The sequence below is a fragment of the Pseudomonas sp. N040 genome, from assembly GCF_015637705.1.
In the GTDB taxonomy this organism is placed as follows: domain Bacteria; phylum Pseudomonadota; class Gammaproteobacteria; order Pseudomonadales; family Pseudomonadaceae; genus Aquipseudomonas.
Genome location: NZ_JADOBE010000005.1, coordinates 192,925 through 218,839, shown reverse-complemented (window position 1 = coordinate 218,839; position 25,915 = coordinate 192,925). Strand labels below are relative to the sequence as shown.

The 25,915-nt window shown below is 62.2% G+C and carries 26 protein-coding genes and 1 other RNA gene; 5 read left to right on the top strand and 22 right to left on the bottom strand.

All coding sequences use genetic code 11. The features are described from left to right. Position 1: 1 nt before the first annotated feature. The 14 genes from ISX93_RS09710 to rsmI form a co-directional block, all read right to left on the bottom strand. Positions 2 to 949, bottom strand: a complete 948-nt coding sequence (locus tag ISX93_RS09710; RefSeq protein ID WP_195778521.1) for a D-alanine--D-alanine ligase — start codon at positions 947 to 949, stop codon at positions 2 to 4. After that, complete coding sequence (murC, locus tag ISX93_RS09705; protein ID WP_195778520.1) at positions 946 to 2,415, bottom strand: UDP-N-acetylmuramate--L-alanine ligase; 1,470 nt, start codon at positions 2,413 to 2,415, stop codon at positions 946 to 948. The genes ISX93_RS09710 and murC overlap by 4 nt, the downstream gene beginning before the upstream one ends. Further along, complete coding sequence (gene murG, locus ISX93_RS09700; RefSeq protein WP_195778519.1) at positions 2,408 to 3,478, bottom strand: undecaprenyldiphospho-muramoylpentapeptide beta-N-acetylglucosaminyltransferase; 1,071 nt, start codon at positions 3,476 to 3,478, stop codon at positions 2,408 to 2,410. The genes murC and murG overlap by 8 nt, the downstream gene beginning before the upstream one ends. Then, a complete protein-coding gene (gene ftsW / locus ISX93_RS09695; protein WP_195778518.1) occupies positions 3,468 to 4,679 on the bottom strand; it encodes a putative lipid II flippase FtsW in 1,212 nt (403 codons plus the stop codon). The genes murG and ftsW overlap by 11 nt, the downstream gene beginning before the upstream one ends. Continuing rightward, a complete protein-coding gene (gene murD, locus ISX93_RS09690) occupies positions 4,679 to 6,025 on the bottom strand; it encodes a UDP-N-acetylmuramoyl-L-alanine--D-glutamate ligase (RefSeq protein WP_195778517.1) in 1,347 nt (448 codons plus the stop codon). Before murD ends, ftsW begins: the two co-directional genes overlap by 1 nt. 6 nt (positions 6,026 to 6,031) lie before the next feature. Then, the gene (gene mraY, locus ISX93_RS09685; protein WP_195778516.1) at positions 6,032 to 7,114 is read right to left on the bottom strand and encodes a phospho-N-acetylmuramoyl-pentapeptide-transferase; all 1,083 of its coding nucleotides are present in this window, start codon (positions 7,112 to 7,114) and stop codon (positions 6,032 to 6,034) included. Further along, entirely contained in the window at positions 7,114 to 8,487 is a 1,374-nt protein-coding gene (locus ISX93_RS09680; RefSeq protein WP_195778515.1) for a UDP-N-acetylmuramoyl-tripeptide--D-alanyl-D-alanine ligase, read from the bottom strand. Before ISX93_RS09680 ends, mraY begins: the two co-directional genes overlap by 1 nt. Next, positions 8,480 to 9,946 carry a UDP-N-acetylmuramoyl-L-alanyl-D-glutamate--2,6-diaminopimelate ligase gene (locus tag ISX93_RS09675; protein ID WP_195778514.1) on the bottom strand — a complete coding sequence of 489 codons (1,467 nt, stop codon included), beginning with the start codon at positions 9,944 to 9,946 and terminating at the stop codon, positions 8,480 to 8,482. Before ISX93_RS09675 ends, ISX93_RS09680 begins: the two co-directional genes overlap by 8 nt. Then, a complete protein-coding gene (locus ISX93_RS09670) occupies positions 9,946 to 11,679 on the bottom strand; it encodes a peptidoglycan D,D-transpeptidase FtsI family protein (RefSeq protein ID WP_195778624.1) in 1,734 nt (577 codons plus the stop codon). Before ISX93_RS09670 ends, ISX93_RS09675 begins: the two co-directional genes overlap by 1 nt. Continuing rightward, positions 11,679 to 11,972, bottom strand: coding sequence for a cell division protein FtsL (gene ftsL / locus ISX93_RS09665; RefSeq protein WP_195778513.1), 294 nt, complete (start codon positions 11,970 to 11,972; stop codon positions 11,679 to 11,681). Before ftsL ends, ISX93_RS09670 begins: the two co-directional genes overlap by 1 nt. Continuing rightward, entirely contained in the window at positions 11,969 to 12,910 is a 942-nt protein-coding gene (gene rsmH / locus ISX93_RS09660) for a 16S rRNA (cytosine(1402)-N(4))-methyltransferase RsmH (protein WP_195778512.1), read from the bottom strand. The genes ftsL and rsmH overlap by 4 nt, the downstream gene beginning before the upstream one ends. 2 nt (positions 12,911 to 12,912) lie before the next feature. Then, positions 12,913 to 13,368, bottom strand: coding sequence for a division/cell wall cluster transcriptional repressor MraZ (mraZ, locus tag ISX93_RS09655; RefSeq protein WP_195778511.1), 456 nt, complete (start codon positions 13,366 to 13,368; stop codon positions 12,913 to 12,915). Between the two features lie 309 nt (positions 13,369 to 13,677). Further along, an RNA gene (gene rnpB / locus ISX93_RS09650) (RNase P RNA component class A) lies at positions 13,678 to 14,036 on the bottom strand. Positions 14,037 to 14,076: 40 nt separating this feature from the next. Continuing rightward, positions 14,077 to 14,934: a 16S rRNA (cytidine(1402)-2'-O)-methyltransferase gene (rsmI, locus tag ISX93_RS09645; RefSeq protein ID WP_195778623.1), complete on the bottom strand. Its 858-nt coding sequence runs from the start codon at positions 14,932 to 14,934 to the stop codon at positions 14,077 to 14,079. Positions 14,935 to 15,070: 136 nt separating this feature from the next. Here rsmI and ISX93_RS09640 point away from each other — a divergent pair, with 136 nt between their 5' ends. The 4 genes from ISX93_RS09640 to ISX93_RS09625 all read left to right on the top strand — a co-directional run bounded on the left by ISX93_RS09640 (position 15,071) and on the right by ISX93_RS09625 (position 18,502). After that, positions 15,071 to 16,867: a penicillin-binding protein activator gene (locus ISX93_RS09640; protein WP_195778510.1), complete on the top strand. Its 1,797-nt coding sequence runs from the start codon at positions 15,071 to 15,073 to the stop codon at positions 16,865 to 16,867. Next, positions 16,867 to 17,235 (top strand): YraN family protein, encoded by a 369-nt coding sequence (locus ISX93_RS09635; RefSeq protein ID WP_195778509.1) that lies wholly within the window; start codon positions 16,867 to 16,869, stop codon positions 17,233 to 17,235. The genes ISX93_RS09640 and ISX93_RS09635 overlap by 1 nt, the downstream gene beginning before the upstream one ends. A 143-nt stretch (positions 17,236 to 17,378) precedes the next feature. Then, a complete protein-coding gene (locus tag ISX93_RS09630) occupies positions 17,379 to 17,972 on the top strand; it encodes a phosphoheptose isomerase (protein ID WP_195778508.1) in 594 nt (197 codons plus the stop codon). After that, the gene (locus tag ISX93_RS09625; RefSeq protein ID WP_195778507.1) at positions 17,969 to 18,502 is read left to right on the top strand and encodes a BON domain-containing protein; all 534 of its coding nucleotides are present in this window, start codon (positions 17,969 to 17,971) and stop codon (positions 18,500 to 18,502) included. The genes ISX93_RS09630 and ISX93_RS09625 overlap by 4 nt, the downstream gene beginning before the upstream one ends. A 47-nt stretch (positions 18,503 to 18,549) precedes the next feature. Here the strand turns inward: ISX93_RS09625 and ISX93_RS09620 are convergent, their stop codons facing one another. The 7 genes from ISX93_RS09620 to rplM all read right to left on the bottom strand — a co-directional run bounded on the left by ISX93_RS09620 (position 18,550) and on the right by rplM (position 23,344). Next, the gene (locus ISX93_RS09620; RefSeq protein ID WP_195778506.1) at positions 18,550 to 18,960 is read right to left on the bottom strand and encodes a ClpXP protease specificity-enhancing factor; all 411 of its coding nucleotides are present in this window, start codon (positions 18,958 to 18,960) and stop codon (positions 18,550 to 18,552) included. 10 nt (positions 18,961 to 18,970) lie between these two features. Next, on the bottom strand, positions 18,971 to 19,588 hold the full coding sequence (locus ISX93_RS09615) for a glutathione S-transferase N-terminal domain-containing protein (protein WP_195778505.1): 618 nt from the start codon (positions 19,586 to 19,588) through the stop codon (positions 18,971 to 18,973). A gap of 87 nt (positions 19,589 to 19,675) precedes the next feature. Next, on the bottom strand, positions 19,676 to 20,458 hold the full coding sequence (locus ISX93_RS09610) for a cytochrome c1 (protein ID WP_195778504.1): 783 nt from the start codon (positions 20,456 to 20,458) through the stop codon (positions 19,676 to 19,678). Then, on the bottom strand, positions 20,458 to 21,669 hold the full coding sequence (locus ISX93_RS09605) for a cytochrome b (RefSeq protein ID WP_195778503.1): 1,212 nt from the start codon (positions 21,667 to 21,669) through the stop codon (positions 20,458 to 20,460). Before ISX93_RS09605 ends, ISX93_RS09610 begins: the two co-directional genes overlap by 1 nt. Next, positions 21,669 to 22,262: a ubiquinol-cytochrome c reductase iron-sulfur subunit gene (gene petA, locus ISX93_RS09600; RefSeq protein ID WP_195778502.1), complete on the bottom strand. Its 594-nt coding sequence runs from the start codon at positions 22,260 to 22,262 to the stop codon at positions 21,669 to 21,671. Before petA ends, ISX93_RS09605 begins: the two co-directional genes overlap by 1 nt. 246 nt (positions 22,263 to 22,508) lie before the next feature. Further along, positions 22,509 to 22,901 (bottom strand): 30S ribosomal protein S9, encoded by a 393-nt coding sequence (gene rpsI, locus ISX93_RS09595; RefSeq protein WP_195778501.1) that lies wholly within the window; start codon positions 22,899 to 22,901, stop codon positions 22,509 to 22,511. 14 nt (positions 22,902 to 22,915) lie between these two features. After that, on the bottom strand, positions 22,916 to 23,344 hold the full coding sequence (rplM, locus tag ISX93_RS09590; RefSeq protein ID WP_195778500.1) for a 50S ribosomal protein L13: 429 nt from the start codon (positions 23,342 to 23,344) through the stop codon (positions 22,916 to 22,918). 273 nt (positions 23,345 to 23,617) lie between these two features. Here rplM and ISX93_RS09585 point away from each other — a divergent pair, with 273 nt between their 5' ends. Next, entirely contained in the window at positions 23,618 to 24,655 is a 1,038-nt protein-coding gene (locus ISX93_RS09585; RefSeq protein WP_195778499.1) for an NADP(H)-dependent aldo-keto reductase, read from the top strand. A gap of 49 nt (positions 24,656 to 24,704) precedes the next feature. Here ISX93_RS09585 and ISX93_RS09580 read toward each other — a convergent pair whose 3' ends face one another. Next, positions 24,705 to 25,841 (bottom strand): acyl-CoA dehydrogenase family protein, encoded by a 1,137-nt coding sequence (locus ISX93_RS09580; RefSeq protein WP_195778498.1) that lies wholly within the window; start codon positions 25,839 to 25,841, stop codon positions 24,705 to 24,707. Positions 25,842 to 25,915: the final 74 nt, after the last annotated feature.

Sequence of the window (25,915 nt, the reverse complement as noted above, 5' to 3'; positions counted from 1 at the left end):
CCTACCCCCTCGCCTCGACGCTGTCGGCCAGGATCGCCAGCACCAGCTGCTGGAAATCCAGCCCGGCCGCCCGTGCCGCCATCGGCACCAGGCTGTGATCGGTCATTCCCGGCACGGTATTCACTTCCAGCAGCCAGAAGCGTCCGCTGGCATCCTGCATCACATCGGCGCGCGCCCAGCCGCGGGTACCGACAGCCTCGCAGGCGCGGGCGGTCAGCTCGATCAGCTCGGCTTCCTTGGCCGGTTCCAGCCCGCACGGAATCTGGTACTGGGTATCATCGGCCAGGTACTTGGCGTCGTAGTCGTAGAAGCTGTGCGTGGTCCCCAGACGGATGGGCGGCAACACCTGGCCGCGGAGCATGGCGATGGTGAACTCGGGGCCATTGATCCACTGCTCGACCAGCACCTGATCGTCGTACTGGCTGGCGCTTTTCCAGGCCGCCACCAACTCGTCGACGCTGCCCACCTTGGCCATGCCGATGCTGGAACCCTCATGCGCCGGCTTGACGATCAGCGGGAAGCCCAGCTCGGCGGCGGCCGCCTGGCAATCGGCCTCACTGCTCAGCGCCGCATGCCGCGGCGTGGATAGCCCGAGGCTCTGCCAGACCTGCTTGGTGCGCAGCTTGTCCATGGCCAGCGCGGAGGCCAGCACACCGCTGCCGGTGTAGGGAATCCCCAGGCACTCGAGCAGCCCCTGCATGGCGCCGTCTTCTCCGCCACGGCCGTGCAGCACGATAAAGGCCCGATCAATCTTCTCCGCCGCCAGGCGCTGCAGCAGGTCATCGCCCACATCCAGCGCAAAGGCATCCACCCCGGCGGCCAGCAAAGCCTCCAGCACTGCCTGCCCGGACTTCAGGGATACCTCACGCTCGGCGCTCTTGCCGCCAAACAGCACGGCAACACGGCCGAAGGCGCCGGGAGCCAGGGTCGACTTCAACTCGCCACTCATTTCGACTTCCTCTTCACTGCCGTTTTGCCGGCAGGCTTCGCTGCCTGGAACAAGGCACTCTGCACCAGCTGTGGGGCAACCCCGCCAATATCCCCGGCGCCCTGGCAAAGCAGGATGTCGCCGGGCCGCAGCAGGGGCTTGAGCAGCGGCGCCAGATCCACCCCGCGCTCGACATAGATCGGATCCAGCTGGCCGCGCTGGCGGATGCTGTGGCACAGGTGGCGGCTGTCGGCACCCGGTACCGGGGCTTCGCCGGCCGGGTAGACTTCCATCAGCAGCAGCACGCTGGCATCACCCAGCACCTGCACGAAATCGTCATACAGGTCGCGGGTACGGCTGAAGCGATGCGGCTGGTAGACCATCACCAGGCGCCGCTCGGGCCAGCCGCCGCGCACGGCCTTGATCACCGCCGCCACTTCGCGCGGATGGTGGCCATAGTCATCCACCAGCATCACGCTGCCACCGTCGACCGGCAGGTCGCCGTACACTTGAAAGCGCCGGCCAACACCCTGGAAGCCCGAGAGCCCGGCCACGATCGCGGCATCGGCGATGCCCTCGTCGGTCGCAATGGCAATGGTCGCCAGGGCATTCAGCACGTTGTGGTTACCCGGCATGTTGACCGAGACATCCAGCGGCGGATGATCCGGGCGCAGCACGGTGAAATAGGTCTGCATGCCCTGCTGGCGGACATTGATGGCGCGTACATCGGCCGCTTCGGCGAAACCGTAGGTAACGGTTGGCCGGCTGATCTGCGGCAGTATCTCGCAGACCACCGGATCATCGATGCAGACCACGGCCAGGCCGTAGAACGGCAGGTTGTGCAGAAACTCGACGAAGGTTTTCTTCAGCTTGTTGAAGTCGCCGCCATAGGTACTCATGTGGTCGGCATCGATGTTGGTCACCACCGACACCATCGGTTGCAGGTGCAGGAAGCTGGCATCGCTCTCGTCGGCTTCGGCGACCAGGTAGCGGCTGGCACCGAGCTGGGCATTGGTGCCGGCGGCATTCAGCCGGCCACCGATGACGAAGGTCGGATCCAGGCCGCCGGCGGCAAACACCGAGGCAATCAGACTGGTAGTGGTGGTCTTGCCGTGGGTGCCGGCCACCGCGATGCCGTGGCGATAGCGCATCAGCTCGGCCAGCATCTCGGCGCGCGGCACCACCGGAATGCGCCGTTCCAGGGCACAGGCGACTTCCGGGTTGCTCGTGTTGACTGCACTGGACACCACCAGCACATCGGCGCGGGCAACGTTCTGCGCCTGGTGGCCGATGAACACCTGCGCACCGAACTTTTCCAGGCGCTCGGTGACCGGGGAGGCCTTCAGGTCGGAACCAGACACCGAGTAGCCCATGTTGAGCAGCACTTCGGCGATACCGCACATGCCGGCCCCGCCAATCCCGACGAAATGGATGTTGCGGATCCGGCGCATTTCCGGCTGCTGGTAGGCTGCTGGTTGCTTAGGCATGCGCCACCTCCAGGCAGATGCTGACCACCGTCCGGGTTGCGTCGGGTTTTGCCAGGCGGCGCGCAGTGGCGCCCATGGTCTTGAGTTTTCCCGGCTGCATGAGCACCTCGGTCAGCTGCGCGGCCAACTGGTCCGCGTCGGTCTTGTGTTGCGGCAGCAATACGGCGGCGCCGGCATCGGCCAGGTAGGCAGCATTGCGGGTCTGGTGATCATCGATGGCATGCGGCAACGGAATCAGCAGGGCCGGCAATCCGGCAGCCGCCAGTTCGCTGACCGTCAGGGCACCGGCGCGGCAGATCACCAGGTCCGCCTGGCCATACGCCGCCGCCATGTCGCTGATGAACGGAGCCACTTCGGCCTCGACCTGCGCCTGCCGATAGCGTTCGGCGGTGATCTGCGCATGCTGCTTGCCGGCCTGGTGGAACACCTGCGGACGCAGTTCTTCCGGCAGTTTGGCCAGGGCCGCCGGCAACAGCTGGTTCAGCGGTTCGGCGCCCAGGCTGCCGCCAAGTACCAGCAGCCGCGGCCGGCGTCCGGCCAGGGGCGGCCGCGGAGTCTCCAGAAACAGTTCCTCGCGTACCGGGTTGCCCGTGGTGCAGAGCTTGGCGCTGCTGGCGAAGGTATTGGGGAAGGCTTCGCAAATGCGCTTGGCGAAAGCCGCCAGGCTGCGATTGGCGGTACCGGCCACGGCATTCTGCTCGTGGATGATCAGCGGTGAGCCGTTCAGCCAGGCCGCCAGGCCGCCCGGGCCGGTGACATAGCCGCCCATGCCGAGCACGCAGACCGGCTGCAGCTGGCGCACGATGCGGCGCGCCTGCAGCAGCGCAAGCAACAGCTGCAGCGGCGCCTTGAGCAGGGCCAGCAGGCCCTTGCCGCGCAGGCCGCTGATGCTGATGCGGTGCAGCGGCAGCCCGGCCGCCGGCACCAGTTCATTCTCGATCCCGCGCGGGGTACCCAGCCAGTGCACGCTGTAGCCGCGCGCCTGGAACTCGCGGGCACAGGCCAGGGCGGGGAACACGTGGCCGCCGGTGCCGCCGGCCATGATCAGGACATTACCGGGCATGGGTCAGCTCCTCCACGGTAAAGTCTTCTTCGCTGAACTCGACTTCGGCGCTGCCCAGGTAGGTCCGGCTCTCCCACTCGATGCGCAGCAACATGCCCAGGCTGGCACAGCAGATGATCAGCGAGCTGCCGCCGTAACTGAGGAACGGCAGGGTCAGGCCCTTGGTCGGCAACAGGCCGATATTCACCCCGATATTGATCAGGATCTGGCCGATCCACAGAAAGGCCAGGCCATAGGCCACATAGGCCGAGAAGAATTGCCGCGAGCGCTCGGCCCACAGGCCGACATACAGCGAGCGCACCCCGACGAAGACAAACAGCGCCACGGTCAGCAAGGCGCCAACCAGTCCCAACTCTTCGGCCAGCACGGAGAACACGAAGTCGGTATGCGCTTCCGGCAGATAGAACTGCTTCTGCACACTGTTGCCCAGCCCCACCCCCAGCCATTCGCCGCGGCCGAAGGCAATCAGGGCCTGGCTCAACTGGTAGCCGGCGCCGAACTGGTCGGCCCAGGGGTCGGAGAAGTTGGTGATCCGCGCCCAGCGATAGGGGTCCTGGACCAGCGCGTAAACCGCGGCAGCCGCCAGCAGAATCAGCAGGCCGAAGCGGAACAGCCCGACCCCGCCGAGGAACAGCATGCCGGCCGCGGCCGCGAGCATCACCACGGTGGCGCCAAAGTCCGGCTCCAGCAGCAGCAAGCCGGCGACCGGCAGGAGCACGAAAAACGGCGCGAAGAAGCCCATCCAGCTCTCGCGTACCTGCTTCTGCCGACGCACCAGATAAGAGGCGAGGAAGGTCACCGCAAACACCTTGGCCAGCTCGGAAGGCTGCACATTGAACAGGCCCACGCCGATCCAGCGCTTGGCCCCGTTGACTTCGCGGCCAAGGCCCGGCAGCAGCACCAGAACCAGCAGCACTATGGCAACCAGCAGCAGGCTGCCGCTGCGCTTTTGCACTTCGGCCATCGGCACCATCATGGTCAGCCCGCACGCAACCAGGCCCAGCGCCAGATAGACCAAGTGGCGAATGGTGTTGTAGTGGGTATTGCCCATATTCACCGCGGCAATTTCCGAGGAGGACGAGGCGATCATCACCAGGCCGAGGCCGAGCAGGGCCAGGCAACCGGCCAGCAGCGGGAAGTCCAGGTCGATCCCGCGCGAACTGAACAGTGGTGAGGGCGCATTGAACAGGGATGGCAGCATCAGCCGAGCCCTCCCACGGCCTGGGCGAACAGCCGCCCGCGTTCTTCGAAATTCTTGAACATGTCCAGGCTGGCGCAGGCCGGCGAGAGCAACACCGCATCGCCCGGCCGGGCCAGTTCGGCGCTGCGCCGCACGGCCTCCTCCAGGCTGCTTACCCGCACCTGCGGCACGCTGCTGCCGAGCGCCTCGGCCAGGCGGCCGGCATCACGACCGAGCAGCACCACGGCGCGGCAGAAGCGCGCCACCGGCGCCTGCAGCGCGGAGAAATCGGCACCCTTGCCGTCACCGCCGGCGATCAGCAGCAGCTTGCCGCTGATATCCGCGCCAAGGCCTTCAATGGCGGCCAGCGCGGCGCCGACATTGGTGGCCTTGGAGTCGTCGTAATAAGCGGCACCCTTGTGTTCGCCAACCCACTGGCAGCGATGGGCCAGGCCGGTGAACTGCTGCAGGGCCACGAGCATCGGCGCGAACGGCAGGCCGACGGCGTGGCCCAGTGCCAGCGCCGCCAGTGCATTGCTCTGGTTGTGCGCACCGCGGATCTTCAGTTCGCGCACCGGCAGCAGGGGCTCGAACTGGAATGCCAGCCATTTCTCGCCAGCCTCCTCGATCAGGCCAAAGCCCTTGAAATCCGGCTTGCCCAGGCCGAAGGTCCAGCACGGCAGCTGATCGGCCAGCAACGGCCGTGACAGCGCATCGTCACGGTTCACCACCACCTGGCGGGCACCCCGGAATATCCGGTGCTTGGCCAGATGGTACTGCGGCATGCCGGCGTAGCGGTCCATGTGGTCTTCGCTGATATTCAGGCAGGTCGCCACTTCTGCATTCAGCGATTCGGTGGTCTCCAGCTGGAAGCTGGACAACTCGACGACATACAGCTCGACGTCAGCGGCCAGCAGATCCAGTGCCGGCAGGCCGAGATTGCCGCCGACCGCCACCCGCTTGCCGGCCGCCCGGGCCATCTCACCGACCAGGGTGGTCACGGTGCTCTTGGCGTTGGAACCGGTTATCGCCACGATCGGCGCCTGCGCGTAGCGGGCAAACAGGTCTATGTCACCGGACAGCTTGACGCCACGCGCCGCCGCCACCTGCAGCGCCGGGGTGGCCACGGCCAGGCCAGGGCTGACATACAGCTCCGAGGCGCGGCAGAGGAACTCCGCGTCCAGCTCGCCGCAACGCACTTCCACCTGCGGATAGTCGCGCTGCAGGGTCGCCAGCTCCGGCGGGTTCGCGCGCGTGTCGGCCACGGCGAAGCGCACGCCCTGCTGCGCGAGGAAGCGCACCACGGACATGCCGCTCTTGCCGAGGCCGACAACGATACGGAACTGGTCGGAAGCGATCAGTGACACTGTCTATTACCTCAACTTCAGGGTGGCCAGGCCAACCAGGACGAGAATCACGGTGATGATCCAGAAGCGCACTATCACCCGCGGCTCCGGCCAGCCCTTGAGTTCGAAGTGGTGATGAATCGGCGCCATGCGGAACACCCGCTTGCCGGTCAGCTTGAAGGACGCAACCTGGATGATCACCGACAGGGTTTCCATGACGAACACCCCACCCATGATGAACAGCACGATCTCCTGCCGCACGATCACCGCGATGGTGCCCAGCGCGGCGCCCAACGCCAGCGCACCGACGTCCCCCATGAACACTTGCGCCGGATAGGTGTTGAACCAGAGGAAACCCAGCCCGGCACCGACCATCGCCGCGCAGAACACGATCAGCTCGCCAGCACCCGGCACGTAGGGAATCAGCAGGTATTCGGCAAACTTCACGTTACCCGAGAGGTAACAGAAGATGCCCAGCGCGCCACCGACCATCACTGTCGGCATGATCGCCAGGCCATCCAGGCCATCGGTCAGGTTGACCGCATTGCTGGTGCCGACGATGACGAAGTAGGTCAGCACGATGAAGCCGGCGCCCAGCGGAATGCTGACATCCTTGAGCATCGGCACGATCAGGGTGGTTTCCACCGGGCTCTGCGCGGTCATGAACAGGAAGCCGGCGGCGGCAACCCCGAACACCGACTGCCAGAAATATTTCCAGCGGCTCGGCAGCCCGCGCGAGTTCTTCTCGATTACCTTGCGGTAGTCGTCGACCCAGCCAATCGCGCCGAACAGCAGGGTGACCACCAGCACGACCCAGACATAGCGGTTGGACAGGTCCGCCCAGAGCAGCGTGCTGATGGCGATGGCCGACAGAATCAGCGCACCACCCATGGTCGGCGTACCCTTCTTCGACAGGTGCGATTGCGGGCCGTCATTACGCACGGCCTGGCCGATCTGGCGGATCTGCAGGGTGCGAATCATCCACGGCCCCAGCCACAGGGACAGGGCCAGCGCGGTCAGCACGCCCAGAATCCCGCGCAGGGTCAGGTACTGGAACACGCCAAAGCCCTTGTAAAACTGTTGCAGGTACTCCGCCAGCAGCAGCAGCATTAGTGATTCTCCTCGGTGGATGCGCAAAGTGCGGCGACGACCTTGTCCATGGCCGCACTGCGCGAACCTTTGATCAGAAGCGTGGTGGAGGGTCCCTGCTCGGCCGCCAGCGCCGCGATCAGGCTGGCCTGATCGGCAAAGTGGCGGCCTTCGGCGCCGAATGCCGCCACGGCATGGCGCATCAGCGGGCCAACGGCATACAGCGCGCTGACTTTGCCGGCGGCATAAGCGCCGACATCGCGATGGCCCTGCTCGGCCCACTCGCCCAACTCGCCCATGTCCCCGAGGACCAGAACGGTGCGCCCGGGGAAGGCGGCGAGTATATCAACCGCGGCACACATCGAAATCGGGTTGGCGTTGTAGGTATCGTCGATCAATCGCACGCCATTCGTCGCCAACTGCGCTACGGCGCGGCCTTTGACCGGTTGCAGGCTTTCCAGGCCCTGGCGGATTCCGACCAGCGGCACCTTCAGGGCATGGGCGGCGGCGGCGGCGGCCAGGGCGTTGGCGACATTATGCCGGCCCAGCAGATTGAGCTGGATCCGCACCTCGTCCGCCAGCCCCTGCAGGGTAAACGCCGGGCAACCGCGGGCATCCAGCCGGATATCGCTGGCATGCAGGTCGGCTGCCGGGTTGTCCAGGGCAAAGCTGAGCACACGCCGGACGCCGGCCCGCGCGGCCCAGCGGGCAAAGGCCGGGTCATCCAGGTTGAGCACGGCCACCCCATCGGCAGCCAGCCCGTCAATGATCTCGCCCTTGGCCTCGACAATTTTCTCGGGGCCGCCAAACTCGCCGACATGCGCGTTGCCGGCATTGTTCAGAATCGCGACCTGCGGTCTGGCCAGGGCTACGGTGTAGGCAATCTCGCCGACATGGTTGGCGCCCAGCTCGATGACTGCTGCCACGTGCTGGCGGTCCAGTTCGAGCAGGGTCAGCGGCACGCCGAGATCGTTGTTCAGGTTGCCGCGGGTGGCCAGCACCGCACCACCCAGGCTGGCGCGCAGGATGCTGGCGAGCATTTCCTTGACCGTGGTCTTGCCGCTGGATCCGGTAATGGCCACCAATGGCCCGCTGTAGGCCTGGCGGTTGAGGGCGCCGAGCTGGCCGAGGGCGATGCGCGTATCGGCGACCTGCAGTTGTGGCAGGTCGACACCCGCCACCGGACGTTCGACCAGCGCGGCAACCGCGCCCTTCTCCGCGACGTCGCGCAGGTAGTCATGGCCGTCGAAATTCGGCCCGCTCAGGGCAATGAACAGCTGCCCCGGGGCAATCTTCCGGCTGTCGGTGGAAACTGCCGAGAACTGCACATCACGGCCCAGCAGGCGGCCGTTCAGGCTGGCCGCGATTCGGCTCAGGGTCAGCGCCTCAAGCATGCGCCACCTCCCATGCAGCCAGGGCCAGGGCGGCCTGCTGCAGATCCGAAAACGGCAGGCGTTGGCCGTTGATTTCCTGGTAATCCTCATGGCCCTTGCCGGCCAGCACCACCACGTCGCCCAGCCGGGCAGCGCCAACCAGCGCGTCGATGGCCTCGGCGCGACCATGCTGGAAGGTCACCGCCTGCGGTCGGGCAAAACCGCTGCGAATATCACTGAAAATCCGTGCCGGATCTTCGCTGCGCGGATTGTCGTCGGTGACCAGCACGCGGTCGGCCAGCCGCTCGGCAACTTCCGCCATCAGTGCGCGCTTGCCGCGGTCGCGGTCGCCACCACAGCCGAACAGGCACAGCAGCTCGCCACTCACCTGCGGGCGCAAGGCAGCCAGGACTTTCTCCAGGGCATCCGGGGTATGCGCGTAGTCGACCACCACCAGCGGCTGTCCAGCCCCGCCCAGGCGCTGCATGCGCCCGGCCGGGCCCTGCAGGTGCGGCATGGCAGCGAGGATTTCATCCTGCGGATAACCCATGCCGATCAGGGCGCCGATGGTGGCCAGCAGGTTGCTCAGATTGAAGCGCCCGAGCAGGGAACTGCGCAGCAAGCCATCGCCCTGCGGCGTGACGATGCGCGCCTCGATGCCCTGGTCGCTGAAGCGGGCATCCAGGCAATAGAGATCGGCGGCAGTATTTTCCAGGCTGTAGCCAATCAGCCGCGAAGGCAGCTTCTGGCCGGCCAGTGTGCGACCGAACGGATCATCCAGGTTGATCACCCGGCACTTGAGCTGCGGCCAGGCAAACAGCCGCGACTTGACCGCGGCATAGCTGTCCATCGAGCCGTGGTAGTCGAGGTGATCACGGGTCAGGTTGGTGAACACCGCCACTTCGAAATCGAGTGCCGCCACCCGGTCCTGATCCAGCCCGTGGGAGGAAACTTCCATCGCCACCGCACGCGCACCGGCTTGCTTGAGGTCAGCCAGGGTCGCCTGCACCGCCAGTGCATCCGGCGTGGTGTGACGACCGGCCTGCAGGGCACCATGAAAGCCGCAGCCCAGGGTGCCGACGATGCCGCACGGCTCGCCCAGACGATCCAGCGCCTGGGCAATCAATTGGGTCACGCTGGTCTTGCCGTTGGTGCCGGTGACCCCGACCAGGCGCATGGCCCGGCTCGGCTCACCATAGAAGCGCCCGGCGATCGCCGACAGCTGGGCCGACAATCCCTTGACCGGTATCAGCGCCACGCCGGGATTCGCCAGGACAAACTGCGCACCCTCGGCCTCATACACCACTGCCGTCGCGCCACGGCCGATGGCATCGCCGATATGCTCGCGGGCATCATGCAGGGCCCCGGGTACCGCGAGGAACAGGTCGCCCGGCAGCACCTTGCGGCTGTCCAGGGTCAGCTCGCGAATCAGCACCGAAGTCTCGGCCTGGGGCAGCAACTGGTTGAGCGGCATCGGCATCAGATCCGCCCCCCCTTGGCTGGCTGGGCTGCGCCCTGGTCTTCGGCGGCCAGCACCGGCAGGTTGTCCGGCGGCACATTCATCAGCCGCATGGCACTGGCCACGACCTTGCCGAACACCGGCGCCGCGACAAAGCCTCCGTAGTACTGACCGAATACCGGGCGCGGCTCGTCAATCACTACCACGCAGGCAATCCGCGGGTTGGAAATCGGCGCCAGGCCGGCAAACACCGAGCGGTACTGCTTCTCGGCATAGCCGCCGCCGGCGATGGTCTTGTGCACGGTGCCGGTCTTGCCGCCGACCTGGTAGCCGGGCACCCGTGCCTTGGAGCCGGTACCGCCGTCCTCGTCGACCACGGTGCGCAGCATCTGCAGGACCTGCCGGCTGACGTTGGCATCCAGCACCCGCACACCGCTTGCCGGCTGATCCACGCGACTCATGGACAGCGGCACGCTGATACCGTTATTGCCCAGCACGGTATACGCGTGGGCGAGCTGCACCGCGGTGACTGACAGCCCGTAGCCATAAGACATCACTGCCGTTTCAATCGGCTTCCAGACACGGAAGTTGGGCAGATTGCCGGCCCGCTCGCCGGGAAAGCCGAGGCCGGTATCCTGGCCCAGACCGACCTGCTGCAGGGTGTTGTACAGCTGGTCGCCACCGACCTCCAGGGCAATCTTGGCCACCCCGACGTTGCTCGACTTCTTGATCACCCCGGTAATGTCCAGCACCCCGTAGTTGTGCACGTCTCGCACGGTCTTGCGCCCAACCTGGAGCGAGCCGGGACGGGTATCCATGATGGTCTCCGGCTGGTACTTGCCGGAGTGCAGACCCATCGCCACGGTGAACGGCTTGACCGTCGAGCCCGGCTCGAACACATCGATCATCGCGCGGTTGCGCATCGCCGCCGGTTGCAGGTTGCGCCGGTTGTTCGGGTTGTAGGTCGGCTGGTTGACCATCGCCAGCACTTCACCGGTCTTGACGTCGACCATCACCAGGCTCCCCGCCTTGGCGCCGAACTCGACCAGGGCATTGCGCAGCTCGCGATGGGCCAGGTACTGCAGGCGCAGATCGATCGACAGCGCCAGGGTCTTGCCCGGCTTGGCGTTCTGGGTGACCTGCACATCCTTGATCAACCGTCCGCGACGGTCCTTGAGCACCTGCCGCTTGCCCGGCACGCCGGCCAGCCACTGGTCGAAGGCCAGCTCGACCCCTTCGCGGCCATGGTCATCCACATCGGTAAAGCCCACCACATGCGCGGCAACTTCGCCGGCCGGATAGAAACGGCGGAATTCTTCGATGCCATACACGCCAGGAATCTTCAGCTCCAGCACCTGCTGGCCCTGCTCGGGGATCAGGCCGCGCACCAGGTACATGAACTCGCGGCCCTTGTTGTCATTCAGGCGCTTCGCCAGCTCGGCCGGATTCTGCCCGACGGCAGCAGCCAGCTCGGTCCAGCGCGACTTGGCAGCCGCCAGCTCCTTCGGGTTCACCCACAGCGTGATGACCGGGGTACTGACGGCCAGCGGCTCGCCATTGCGGTCGGTGATCAGCCCGCGGTGCGCCGGGATCGGCAAGTGGCGCATGCTGCGGGCATCGCCCTGCTCCTGGAGGAACGCGCGATCCAGCACCTGCAGATCAACGATGCGCCAGACGATGGCCGCCACCATCAGCGCCAGCAATACCAGCACTAGGCGCAAGCGCCACGGATACATCGCGCCCTCGAGCCGCATCATGGCTGCACCAACTGCACTTCGGCCGGCTCCGGAATACGCATCTGCATCTGGCCGACGGCCAGATTCTCGATCCGGCTGTGCGCCGTCCAGGTGCTCTGCTCGAGAATCAGCCGGCCCCACTCGGCCTGCAGCTTGTCGCGCTCGCTGAGCTCGGCAAACAGCGCATTGAGCAGCTGGCGATGCACATGGGCGCTGTAGGACACCGACAGCGCGGAGACCAGCACGCCGACAAACAGCAGCAACAGCAGCAGGCTGCCGGCCGGCAATGGCTTGGCCAGACGGCGGCTCATCGCAGCTTCTCCGCTACACGCATGACCGCGCTACGCGAACGCGGGTTGGCGCGGGTTTCGGCATCACTGGCAAACTGCGGCTTGCCGAGCAGCTTCAGGCGCGGCTCGAAGGCCTGCGGAATGATTGGCAGGTTGCGCGGCAACTTGTCTGCCTCACCCTTTGCCTGCACCCGCATGAACTGTTTGACCATGCGGTCTTCCAGCGAATGGAAGCTGATCACCACCAGGCGGCCACCGATCGCCAGCACATCCAGGGCGGCCTGCAGGCCACGCTGCAAGTCGTCCAGTTCGCTGTTGACGTAAATGCGCAGCCCCTGGAACGCCCGGGTCGCCGGGTTCTTGCCCTTTTCCCAGGCGGGATTGGCTACCGTCAGGACCTTGGCCAGGTCGGCGGTACGCGCAAACGGCTGCTCGCTGCGCCGCAACACCACCGCACGCGCCATGCGCCGGGCAAAGCGCTCCTCCCCGTATTCCTTGAACACATGGGCGACCTCTTCTTCGCTGGCGCTATTGATCCACTGTGCCGCGCTGATCCCGCGCGATGGATCCATGCGCATGTCCAGCGGACCGTCATTCATGAAACTGAAGCCCCGCTCGGGGTCATCCAGTTGCGGCGAGGACACCCCCAGATCGAGCAGGACACCATTGATCTTGCCGGTCAGGCCAAGCGCCGCCACTTCTTCGGCCAGCTCGGCAAAACTCCGTTGCACAACGACAAAGCGGCCATCCTCGGCCGCCAGTTGCTGTCCCGCTGCAATCGCTTGCGGGTCCTTGTCAAACCCCAGCAACCTGCCCGCGGAGCCGAGCTGCCGGAGAATCAGCCGGCTATGTCCGCCACGCCCGAACGTCCCGTCCAGATAGCAGCCAGCCGGCGTTATGGCCAAGGCATTCACAGCCTCGTCAAGCAGCACGGTCACATGGTTATAGCTATTGGTCATCATCACAGGATCAGGTCGCGAAGTTCTTCCGGCAGGCTGCCGGATTGCTTGATTGCCGCCAGGTCTGCATCGGCCACAGCAGTCCAGGCAGCCTCATCCCACAACTGAAACTTGTTCAACTGGCCAACCAGCATGGCGTGCTTGTCCAGGCGCGCGTAGTCGCGCAGACGCGGCGGCACCAGGAAGCGGCCATTGGCATCCAGCTCGACATCCACGGCATTGCCGATCAGCAGGCGCTGCAAGCGGCGACTTTCCTCGCGCAGGGAAGGCAGTTCGCGCAACTTGGCCTCGATCAACTCCCACTCGGCCAGCGGATACACGCACAGGCAGGGGTCAATCGCATCAATGGTCACGATGAGCTGGCCGGCACAACGCGCAACGAGCTCATCGCGATACCGGCTTGGCATCGCGAGGCGCCCTTTGGCGTCGAGACTGATGGCGTTAGCTCCACGAAACACTGCTGCATTTCCCCTTATTTGACGGCTTTAGCGATCACAAAAACCACTTCAACCCACTTTTCACCACTTCCGCACACTATAGGAATGCAAAGGCCCCACCGTCAAGGCACTGAAATGAGGAAAAATCCTTACAGGACGGTGATTTAGCGAGGGGAAAGAAGGGATATACGGGGTTTTGACAGGGTGGTTTTCGAGCAAAAACCAGCGAACACAGGGCAATGAATCACGAACTTAAAGTGATTTGTTAAGAGTAAGATTTTTTTGGTATTAACTCAGTGGAAATGCAAGCGAAGCGGAAGGAGCAAAAAGGAGGAGAGTCGATCTGTAAGCCGGGTTCTGTCGAGGACAGTCATTCCTCTACGACGTACATCACTGCACGTCTTTAGCAACCTACCCGGTTCCAGCGCGGGCCACGCCAATGGAACCCTATTTGGTCTTGCTCCGAGTGGGGTTTGCCTAGCCACGAACTGTTGCCAGTCGTGCGGTGCGCTCTTACCGCACCTTTTCACCCTTACCGGCACTTGCGTGCTTAGGCGGTTATTTTCTGTGGCACTTTCCGTAGGCTCGCGCCTCCCAGGCGTTACCTGGCACTCTGCCCTGTGGAGCCCGGACTTTCCTCCCCCGCCTGTTGCAGAACAACCAGCGGCAGCGACTGTCCGATCGACTCTCCGGCAGCCAGAGTAACGGCTGAGCGGTCACAGGACAAGGTCAGGCGTCGCCCTGCCGCTCAAGCGCGGCCTGATACAGCAGATTCTTGCGCACCCCGCTAATCTCGGCAGCCAGCGCCGCCGCACGCTTGAGCGGCATTTCGGCGAGCAGCAGATCGAGCACGCGCAAAGCCTCGGTGCTGACTTGCGCGTCGCCCTCCGGCGCCTCCCAGCCCGCCACCAGCAGTACGCATTCGCCACGCTGCTGGTTGCTGTCAGCCGCCACCCAGGCGCACAACTCGCCCAGCGGCAGGCCCTTGAGGGTCTCGAAGGCCTTGGTCAGCTCGCGCCCCAGTACCGCCTGGCGCTCCGCTCCGAAAATCACCTGCAGATCCTCGATGCATTCAAGAATCCGGTGCGGCGCCTCGTAGAAAATCAGCGTGCGCGGCTCCTCCCTGAGCAATTCGAGCCGGGCACGGCGCGCCGCCATCCTGGCTGGCAAAAACCCTTCGAAGATAAACCGGTCCGACGGCAAACCTGCCGCGGACAGGGCAGCGATCAGCGCACAGGCACCGGGCACCGGAACCACCCTGATACCGGCGGCGCGGGCCTGACGTACCAGGTGATAGCCCGGATCGGAAATCAGCGGGGTGCCGGCATCCGAGATCAGCGCAACATCCTCCCCCGCCTGCAGGCGGCCGATGAAGCGTCCGCCCTGCTCGCGCTCATTGTGCTCATGGCAGGCCTGCAGGGGGGTGGCAATCCCGAAGTGCTGCAGCAGGCGTGCGGAGTGGCGGGTATCTTCGGCGGCGATCAATGCGACATCGGCGAGAATGCGCAGGGCTCGCGCGCTGATGTCGTCCAGGTTGCCGATTGGCGTGGCCACCACGTACAGGGTGCCGGCGGGCTTGCCGGGCATAGCGGAATCTTTCACCAGACACCTCGGTAAATCTGAAAATTGCGCCATTGTAGCCACAACTGTCACAGCAAGATCGCACCGGAGGCAGTGCTTGGGTACAATCGCCGATTCTTCAAGCGAGTAGCGGAATAGCTCAATGATCGTCAACCTGCGCCCCCTGACAGCACTCTTCCTGACCTGCCTGCTGGCTGCCTGCGCAAGCAAGCCAGGCCCCACCATCGGCGAGCTGCCGCGCACACCCGAAGGCAACATCGAACAGATCCTCGAGCAGGCTGCCGACAGTGATCCCGAAGAAGCCAATCCACTGCGCCTGTCCGCTGCCGACCTCGCTTACCAGCAGAAGGACTTCAACCGCGCCAGCAGCATTCTTCTGCAAGTCCCGCTGCAAACCCTGCCCCCCGCGGAGCAGATTTATGCCCTGACCCTGCAAGCCGAGCTGGAACTGCAGCGCAAAAAGCCCAAAAGCGCGCTCAACAGCCTCGACCACCCCAGTTTCCAGTACCTCGCACAGCTGCCTGTCGAGCAGCAGATCCGCAGCGCCATGGTCCGCGCCAATGCGCTACAGGCCGACAACCAGAACCTCGCCGCAGCCCGCGAGCGTGTGTTCATCGCGCCCCTGCTGAGCGGTCAGGCGGCCAGCGGCAACCACGAACGCATCTGGGTACTGGTTTCCTCCCTGCCTGACGATCAGCTTGCAGCCGGTAGCGATGCCGACCTGAACGGCTGGCTGGAGCTGGTGCGGATCTCCCGCGGCAGCATCAGCCTCGAGCAGCAACAAGCCGCCATCGATAGCTGGCGCAGCAAAAACCCCCAGCACCCCGCGGCAAAGCAGCTACCCCAGCCCCTGACTGAAATCGAGGCCCTCGCGGCACAGACGGTTACCAAAGTCGGCCTGTTGCTGCCTCAGGAAGGCCAGCTGGCCACGGTTGCCGAGGCCCTGCGCAACGGCTTCATGGCGGCCTACTATCAGGCACTGGCCAGCGGCGCCGCGGCGCCGGAAATCATTTTCTACGACAGCAGCCGCCTGACATCGATGGACGAGTTCTATCGGCAAGCCCAGCAAGACGGCATCCAGCTGGTGGTCGGCCCACTGGAAAAACCGCTGGTCAGGCAGCTGAATGCCCAAGCGAACCTGCCCATCACCACACTGGCACTCAACTACAGCGACACCGCCGAGCCTGGCCCGGCTCAGCTGTTCCAGTTCGGCCTGTCGGCCGAAGACGAAGCCCGCGAAGTCGCTCGTCGCGCCTGGGCCGATGGCATGCGCCGTGCGGTGGCGCTGGTACCCCGCGGCGAATGGGGCGACCGCACCCTGGCCGCTTTCCAGCAGGCCTGGCTGGCGCAAGGCGGCACCCTGATCGCCGCCGAACACGTGGAGCAGCCAGTCGAACTGGCGCAGCAAATCGCCAGCCTGTTTCAGCTACGCGATAGCGAAGCGCGAGCCAAGCGCCTGCAGTCGCTGCTGGGCGAAGAAGTTGCCTCGCAACCAGCCAGACGCCAGGACATCGATTTCATCTTCCTCGCCGCCACACCACAACAGGCACAACAGATCAAACCAACCCTGGCCTTCCAGTACGCTGGCGATGTGCCGGTCTATGCAACCTCGCACCTGCTGAGTGGAACCATTACTCAGCCACAGCCGGCAGACCTGAACGGGATTCGCTTCTGCGAGACGCCCTGGCTGCTCAATAGCGCGGCACCGCTGCAGCAACAAGTCATCGGGCAGTGGCCACAGGCTGCCGGCAGCATGGGCCGCCTGTTCGCCATGGGCAGCGATGCGTACCTGCTGACTTCGCGCCTGAACCAGCTCAAGAGCCTTCCCGAGAGCAACGCCCAGGGACTTTCCGGCCTGCTTAGCCTGAGCCAGACGCAACGTGTCGTGCGCCAGTTGCAATGGGCCGAGTTCCGCGACGGGCTGGTGCAGCCGCTGTAATGTCCAGCAGCCAGACGCGTGGGCAAACAGCTGAAAACCTTGCCCGCCAACACTTGGAAAGCCACGGCCTGACCCTGGTTGCGCATAACTGGCGCGGTCGCCGTGGCGAGCTCGACCTGATCATGCTGGACGGGACAACCCTGGTATTTGTCGAAGTGCGCATGCGCCAGCACCTTGGCTGGGGTGGTGCACTGGAAAGTGTCGACTTGCGCAAGCGCGGCAAACTGATCCTGGCTGCACAGCAGTTTCTGCAGAGCGAGCCGCGCTGGGCCAAGTCGCCCTGCCGCTTCGATGTCGTCGCCATTGAGCCCGCCCAGCAACAGGCAGCCCTGCGATTGAACTGGTTGAAGAATGCATTTGAGTGCTAAATGCGATTGATTGATTTTTTGCTGCTGGCCCGGAACATGAAGAGTCAGGTAAAAAGAGAGTCAAACATCTGCTGCAACACTGCCAGTGACCGCGCAAGCCAGCTAACCATGGCTGTATAAACCACTTACTAAGGTTAAACGTGATGGAAGTGCAAACCCGCATTCGCCAGCTTTTCCAGGCCAGCATCGAGACCAAACAACTGGCCATTGAAGTGCTGCCTTCAAGCATTGCCGATGCTGGCCTGCTGATGGTCAATACGCTGCTCAACGAAGGAAAAATCCTCTGCTGTGGCAATGGCGGCTCCGCCGGTGATGCGCAGCACTTCTCCTCGGAACTGCTGAACCGCTTTGAACGCGAGCGTCCCAGCCTTCCGGCGATCGCACTGACCACTGACAGCTCCACGATTACGTCGATCGCCAACGATTACAGCTACAACGAAATCTTCTCCAAGCAGATTCGCGCACTGGGCCGCCCCGGCGACGTATTGCTGGCGATCTCCACCAGTGGCAACTCGGCCAACGTGATCCAGGCCATTCAGGCGGCCCACGACAGGGAAATGCTCGTAGTAGCACTGACCGGCCGCGATGGCGGAGGCATGGCATCCCTACTGCTGCCGGAAGACGTGGAAATCCGCGTGCCCTCAAAAGTCACGGCACGGATCCAGGAAGTGCACTTGCTGGCCATCCACTGCCTGTGCGACCTGATTGATCAACAACTGTTCGGGAGCGAAGAATGATCCGTAATAGCCTGGTAATCGCCACTCTTGCCTGCAGCCTAGCCTTGGCCGGCTGCAGCAACCGCAGCCTTGGCAACAAGATCGATGACCAGTTTCTCGATCCGGATGTAAGCGCCGCCATCAGTGATGCCGCGCCCGACCTTTCCAGCCCGACATCCCACATCGTCACCAGCAGCTATAACGGTGTGATCCTGATTGCCGGACAAACGCCACGCCAGGAACTCAAGGACCGCGCAGGGCAGGCTGCACGTTCGGTGCAAGGCGTGAAAAAGGTCCACAACGAGCTGCAAGTTCAGGAGCCTACTTCCCTGCTGGTGCGCAGCAACGACTCGCTGATCACCTCCAAGATCAAGACATTGATGCTGGCGGATGCCAGCGTGCCAAGTGGACGCATCAAGGTCATCACCGAAAACGGCGTGGTTTTCCTCATGGGCATAGTGACCCGCCAGGAAGGTGCCAACGCCACCCGCGTGGTGGAAGACGCCGATGGCGTGCAAAAGATCGTCAAGTTGTTCGAATACAGCAATTAAGTGCTCTACAACCAAATAAAAAGGCGGCCTTTTGGTCGCCTTTTTATTTACTTGACCACTTTCAGGCTCGGGCGCCCGCTTGGCTTGGGTGGCTCACCGCCAGGCGGCTCATCGTGCGGACCAGCTGAATCCTCGAGGCCGGCATCTGGTTGCTCGAGCTCGAAGACCATGCCCTGACCATTTTCCCGGGCATAGATCGCCATGATCGCTGCTACCGGAATAAACAGGCTCTGCGCCACCCCGCCAAAACGCCCCTCGAAACTGACCGCCGCATTATCCATCAGCAGATGACGCACCGCGCTGGGGGAAACATTCAGGACAATCTGACCATCACTGGCGTAACCAGCCGGCACCTGCACGCCCTTGTAGTCGGCATTGACCAGCAGGTGAGGCGTGCAGTCGTTTTCAACGATCCACTCGTAAAGTGCACGAACCAGATAGGGCCGACTCGAGTTCATCTCTACCTCCTCAACGCAGAACACGCTCAGCAGCAGAAAGGCTGGTCTGGAAACCTGGACGCGCAAAACTGCGCGCCATGTAATCCAGCAAAGGTTTGGCGGGACGGGGCAGCTCGATCCCCAATTGCGGCAAGCGCCACAGGATCGGCAACAAGCAGCAATCCACCAGGCTGAACTCTTCACTCAAAAAGAACGGTTTGTCGGCAAACAGGGGCGAAACCCCCGTGAGGCTTTCGCGTAACTCCTTGCGCGCCTGAACCCTGGCGGGTTCCTTGGTCTTCGGATTGAGGATCAGATCCACCGCCGCACACCAGTCCCGCTGGATTCGATGAATCAGCAGGCGGCTGTTGGCTCGCGCCACCGGATAGACTGGCAACAACGGCGGATGCGGGTAACGCTCATCCAGATACTCCATCACCACGGTTGACTCATAAAGAGCCAGGTCCCGATCTGCCAGAGTAGGCAAGGTTCCATAGGGATTGATCTCTGCCAACTGCGGAGGGCACTGCCCGGCGGCAACCTCGATGTTGATGCAAGTAACCCCCTTTTCGGCCAGCACCAAGCGCACCCGATGACTGTAATGGTCTGTCGGATCAGAAAAACAGGTCAACTTGTTAATGGCGCCCACGACGCTCCTCCTCGAATTTACAGCTTTTGGGAGGCAGAAAGACAAGCGCGCCCCGAGGGGCGCGCGCTTCGAACGGCCAGTGTGTGCTTAGTGCACGTCCTTCCAGTACTCGCGCTTGAGCAGGTAGGCGAACACGAAGAAGAAGGCCAGATAGAGCAGAACGTAGACACCGATACGCTGGCTTTCCAGCTTGACCGGGTTTGCCGAGTAGGCAAGGAAAGTCACCAGATTCTTGATGGTTTCATCAAACTCGGCGGCAGTTTGCGACCCACTGTTCGGCACGATAGTAAGCTGATCACACGCTTCCTGAGTGATGGGCGTACCTGTCAGCGGATCGTACTGCTTCTTGCCATGCTCGACGACCTGAACCTGCTTGCAACCCAGCACCTGACGCCCCTGCAGGCCGGCGAGAACATTTGGCATGCCCACATTGGCAAAAACCTTGTTGTTCACACCCCATGGCCGCGCAGGATCCTCATAGAAGGTTCGCAGATAGGTATACAGCCAGTCATTGCCGCGTACACGCGCAACCAGCGTCAGGTCCGGCGGAGCTGCACCAAACCACACCTTGGCATCCTGCGGTCGCATGCCGATCTTCATGTGTTCGCCAATCTTTGCGCCGGTGAACACCAGATTTTCCAGCATCAAGCCTTCCGGAATGCCGAGGTCCTTGGCGACACGCTCATAGCGCTGATACTGGGCGCTATGGCAACCCATGCAGTAGTTGGCAAAGGTACGTGCGCCATCCTGCAGGGCAGCCTTGTCACTCAGGTCGATAGCGACAGGATCGTTTGGATACTCGAGGGCGGCCTGAGCCAAAGCAAAGGCTGGCAGTACAGCGAGTATCAGTGCGAGAAATTGCTTTTTCATCAGCCAGTCACCCTTTCCGGAACCGGTTTAGTCTTCTCCATCCGGGTGTAGAACGGCATCAGGATAAAGAAAGCGAAATACAGGATAGTGCAGGTACGCGACATCAACGTACCAAACTCCGATGGCGCCTGGGATCCGAAGTAACCCAGAATTACAAAGGACACCGTGAACACTGCCAACCAGATCTTGCTCAACAAACCTTTGTAACGGATCGATTTGACCGGACTGCGATCAAGCCACGGCAGCACGAACAGGATCGCGATTGCTGCCCCCATGGCCACCACACCCATCAACTTGTCGGGAATGGCACGCAGAATTGCGTAATACGGCGTGAAGTACCAGACCGGGGCAATGTGCGCAGGAGTCTTGAACGGGTTGGCCGGCTCAAAGTTCGGCTTCTCGAGGAAGTACCCGCCCATCTCCGGGAAGAAGAAGATCACCGCACAGAACACAAACAGGAAAACCACTACACCGACAATGTCCTTGACCGTGTAGTACGGATGGAAGGCAATGCCGTCCAACGGTACACCGTTGGCGTCTTTCTTTTTCTTGATGTCCACGCCATCCGGGTTGTTGGAACCTACTTCGTGCAACGCCAGGATGTGCAATACCACCAGCCCCAGCAGGACGATCGGCAGCGCAATCACATGCAGGGCGAAGAAGCGATTCAGGGTGATCCCGGAGATCAGGTAGTCACCGCGAATCCACATGGTCAGGTCATCGCCGATTACCGGTATGGCGCCAAACAGGGAAATGATCACCTGCGCACCCCAGTAGGACATCTGCCCCCAGGGCAGCAGATAGCCCATGAAGCCTTCGGCCATCAGGCATAGATAGATCAGCATGCCGAAGACCCAGACCAGTTCGCGGGGCTTCTGGTAGGAACCGTAGAGCAGGCCGCGGAACATGTGCAGATAAACCACGAGGAAAAACGCCGAGGCGCCGGTGGAGTGCATGTAGCGAATGATCCAGCCATAGTCGACATCACGCATGATGTATTCGACCGAGGCAAACGCCTCTTCGGAAGATGGCGTAAAACTCATCGTCAGCCAGATACCGGTGAGTATCTGGTTAACCAGCACCAGCAAGGCCAGCGAGCCAAAGAAGTACCAGAAGTTGAAGTTTTTCGGGGCGTAATACTTGCTGAGGTGCTCTTCCCACATCTTGGTAGCGGGGAAGCGGGCATCTACCCATTCCATGAACTTGCTCATCACGCTTTCTCCTGAGCCACGCCGATGACGATGACGTCATTCGACTCAAATGAGTAGTCGGGCACCGGCAAATTCAAGGGTGCTGGCTGACCCTTGTAGACCCGGCCGGACAAATCATAGCGGGAGCCATGGCATGGGCAGAAATAACCGCCCACCCAGTCAGCACCCAGATCAGCCGGGGCAACTTCGGGACGGAAAGTTGGAGAGCAACCCAGGTGCGTGCAAAGCCCGACCACTACCAGCAACTCTGGCTTGATGGAGCGCTGGGCAGGATTGACGTAGGCCGGCTGCACCGAATCCTTCGATTCCGGATCGGCAAGCTGGGGAGTAATTTTATCCAGACTACCCAGCATTTCCTGGGTGCGGTTGAGCACGAATACCGGCTGACCGCGCCATTCAGCAACGATCTGCTGTCCTGGCTGGATCTTGCTGACATTCACCTTAACCGGTGCACCTGCGGCCTTGGCCTTGGCACTCGGGAACCACGACCCCACAAACGGGACCGCGGCACCCACCGCTCCTGCTGCACCCACCACGGAGGTGGCTGCAACCAGGAAGCGACGCCGGCCAGCATTCACGCCGTCATTGCTCATTAAGTTGTCTCCCATCGGCTATGTCGCCTGAAACTCAGGCATCCACTAAGAAAATCTTGTTGCAGGAAATTTTTTGAATGGTAAAGAAAAGCCCCTTTGCTGACAAGGTAATAGCTGGAAACAAAATGGCTACATTCCCCGCCAGATCAGGCAGAACAGGCCGCGACACGCTGTCGCAGGCAAAAATCGAAGATAAAAAAAACGCCCAGTTCCGCAAGGACACTGGGCGTTCTTTTACAAGCGCAATTAACGCTTGGAGTACTGAGGACGCTTGCGCGCTTTGCGCAGACCGACCTTCTTACGTTCAACTTCACGGGCATCGCGAGTAACGAAGCCAGCTTTGCGCAACGAGCTGCGCAGGGTTTCATCGTACTGGATCAGTGCACGGGTAATGCCGTGACGGATCGCGCCAGCCTGACCGCTGACACCACCACCCAGAACGGTGACGTAGATATCAAACTTTTCGGTCATCTCAACCAGCTCCAGCGGCTGACGAACTACCATGCGGGCAGTTTCGCGACCGAAGAAACCGTCGAGGGTACGGTTGTTGATGGAAATCTTGCCAGTACCCGGACGCAGGAATACGCGTGCGGTTGCAGTCTTGCGACGGCCAGTGCCGTAATTTTGAGTCGCCGACATAATCAACTATCCCGTTAAATCTTGAGTTCTAGGGGCTGCTGTGCGGTGTGCGGGTGAACAGCACCCTTGTACACCTTCAGCTTGCGATACATGTCGCGACCCAGCGAGTTCTTCGGCAGCATACCCTTGACCGCAGTCTCGAGCACACGCTCCGGGGCCTTGGCGATCAGCTTTTCAAAGTTGATCGACTTGATCCCACCCGGGAAGCCGGAGTGCGAGTAGTACATTTTGTCGGTAGTCTTGGCACCGGTTACGCGCACCTGCTCTGCATTGATCACAACGATGTAATCGCCAGTATCAACGTGAGGGGTGTACTCGGGCTTGTGCTTGCCACGCAGACGGCTGGCAATTTCAGTGGCCAGACGACCCAGGGTCTTGCCGGCAGCGTCGACGACATACCAGTCGCGCTTAACAGTTTCCGGTTTTGCAGTAAAAGTCTTCATTCGCTATAGCCTCAGGGGCCGCCCTGAAAAATAAGACGGCGGATCTTACTGAATAGTGCTTGCTTTGACAAGTCAAAGACGGCCGATTACAGACGCTATCGGGGGCTCGAGTCAGCGCATCCGCTACGGCAGGGTTCGGCAGGCTAGGCATCCCTACCTTCCTTCTCAACGAGCTAGGCATCCCCGTCGAGAAAGGTGCGGAATTATGCCGATTGCGCAAAAAATAGCAACCTGCTTTGATCAACTAAGGCTAAACAAACCGGGAGCATGCAGATGAAATACCGAAAACTTGGCAGAACGGACCTGCAAGTCAGCGCTTTATGCCTTGGCAGCATGACCTGGGGCGAGCAAAACACCGAACAGGAAGGCTTTGCACAAATTGACTGTGCCAGGGCCTCCGGCGTCAATTTCATCGACACCGCAGAGATGTATCCGGTACCGCCGCGCAGCACCACCTACGGGGCCACCGAAACGATTATTGGCAACTACTTCCGGCAAAGAAAGAATCGCCCCGAATGGATTGTCGCCAGCAAAATTGCCGGACCAGGCAATGGCATTGATTACATTCGTGACGGCAAGCCAAGACACAATCGGGCTCACATTATGCGCGCGGTAGATGCCAGCCTGCGACGCCTGCAAACCGACTGGATCGACCTTTATCAATTGCACTGGCCGGAGCGACCGACCAACTACTTCGGCCAGCTAGGCTACCAGCACCGCGATGCGGACTTTACCCCGCTGGAGGAAACTCTCGAGGCGCTCGCCGAGCAGGTGAGCGCCGGCAAGATTCGCCACATTGGCCTGTCCAACGAAACACCCTGGGGCATGATGCGCTTCCTGCAGCTGGCGGAATCCCGCGAATGGCCGCGAATGGTCTCGATTCAAAACCCCTATAACTTGCTGAATCGCACGTTCGAGGTTGGCCTGGCAGAAGTTGCAATGCGCGAAGACTGCGGCTTGCTCGCGTACTCGCCAATGGCCTTCGGCATGCTCTCCGGAAAGTACGCCAACGGCGCACGCCCCGCCAACGCGCGCATCAGTCTGTTCAGCCGGTTTTCGCGCTACACTAACCCGCAAGCCGAAGCCGCCTGTGAGCGCTACGTGACACTGGCGCGCGAACACAATCTGGATCCGGCGCAGATGGCCCTGGCCTTCGTGACTGCCCAGCCCTTCGTTACCAGCAACATCATCGGCGCAACTTCGCTGGAACAGCTGGCCAGCAACCTGGCAAGCAGCGAACTGCAGCTCAGCGCCGAACTGCTGCAGTCGATCGAAGGCATTCACCGCCAGCAACCCAACCCTGCCCCCTGAAAAGGTCAAAGCCCGGCAATGGCCAGGCTTTGACAGTGCAACCGAACAGTTACAGCGCGCGGGAAATGATTTCCTTCATGATCTCGTTGGTCCCGGCATAGATTCGCTGCACCCGTGAATCCGCCCAGGCACGGGCAATCGGATACTCCCACATGTAGCCGTAACCACCATGCAACTGCACGCACTCATCGAGCACCTTGCACTGCATGTCGGTGGTCCAGTACTTGAGCATCGCGGCAGTAGGCACATCCAGCTTGCCCTGCAGGTGCAACTCGAGGCAGCGATCGACAAAGATCCTCCCGACCTGAACCTCGGTAGCGATTTCAGCCAGCTTGAAGCGGGTATTCTGGAAATCCGCGATGGACTTGCCGAACGCCTTGCGCTCACGGGTGTACTCAAGCGTCCACTGCAACCCCGCCTCCGCCGAGGCCAGCGCTCCCAGCCCCACAGTCAGACGCTCCTGTGGCAACTCCTGCATCAGGTAGATGAAGCCCATGCCTTCCTTGCCCAGCAGGTTTTCCTTGGGTATGCGCACATCCTGGAAAAACAGCTCGGAAGTGTCCTGCGCCTTCATGCCGACCTTCTCCAGACGCTTGCCCTTGGCAAAGCCCGGGGTTCCTGCCTCGACAAGGAACAGACTGGTGCCCTTGGCACCGGCCTTGGGATCGGTTTTGGCTACCACGATCACCAGGTCAGCCAGGAAGCCGTTGGTGATGAAGGTTTTCGAGCCATTGATCACATACTCGTCGCCATCCAGCACGGCCGTGGTCTTCACGCCCTGCAGATCGGAACCCGCACCAGGTTCGGTCATGGCGATTGCAGTGACCATTTCCCCCGAGACCAGTTTGGGCAGGTATTTCTGCTTAAGCGCCTCCGAGCCGTAATGCAGGATGTAGGGCGCGACAATATCCGAGTGCAGCGAAAACCCGATCCCGCTCAACCCGAGACGCCCAACTTCCTCGATCACCACCGCGCTGTAAAGAAAGTCCGCCGCCATGCCGCCATATTCCTCCGGCAGATGCGAGCAAAGCATCCCCGCCTCACCGGCCTTGTTCCATAGCGCGCGATCTATATGACCGTCCTTTTCCCATTGATGGTGGTAGGGCACTGCTTCCTGCTCGAGAAACTTGCGGACGCTATCGCGGAAAAGCTCATGGTCAGAGCTGAACAGGGTTCTGGGAATCATCGTGGCTCCTTGTGAATGCAGGGTGAAGAATCGACGAATGACTGTAGGCCCAACGACGAACGAAATGCACTGGA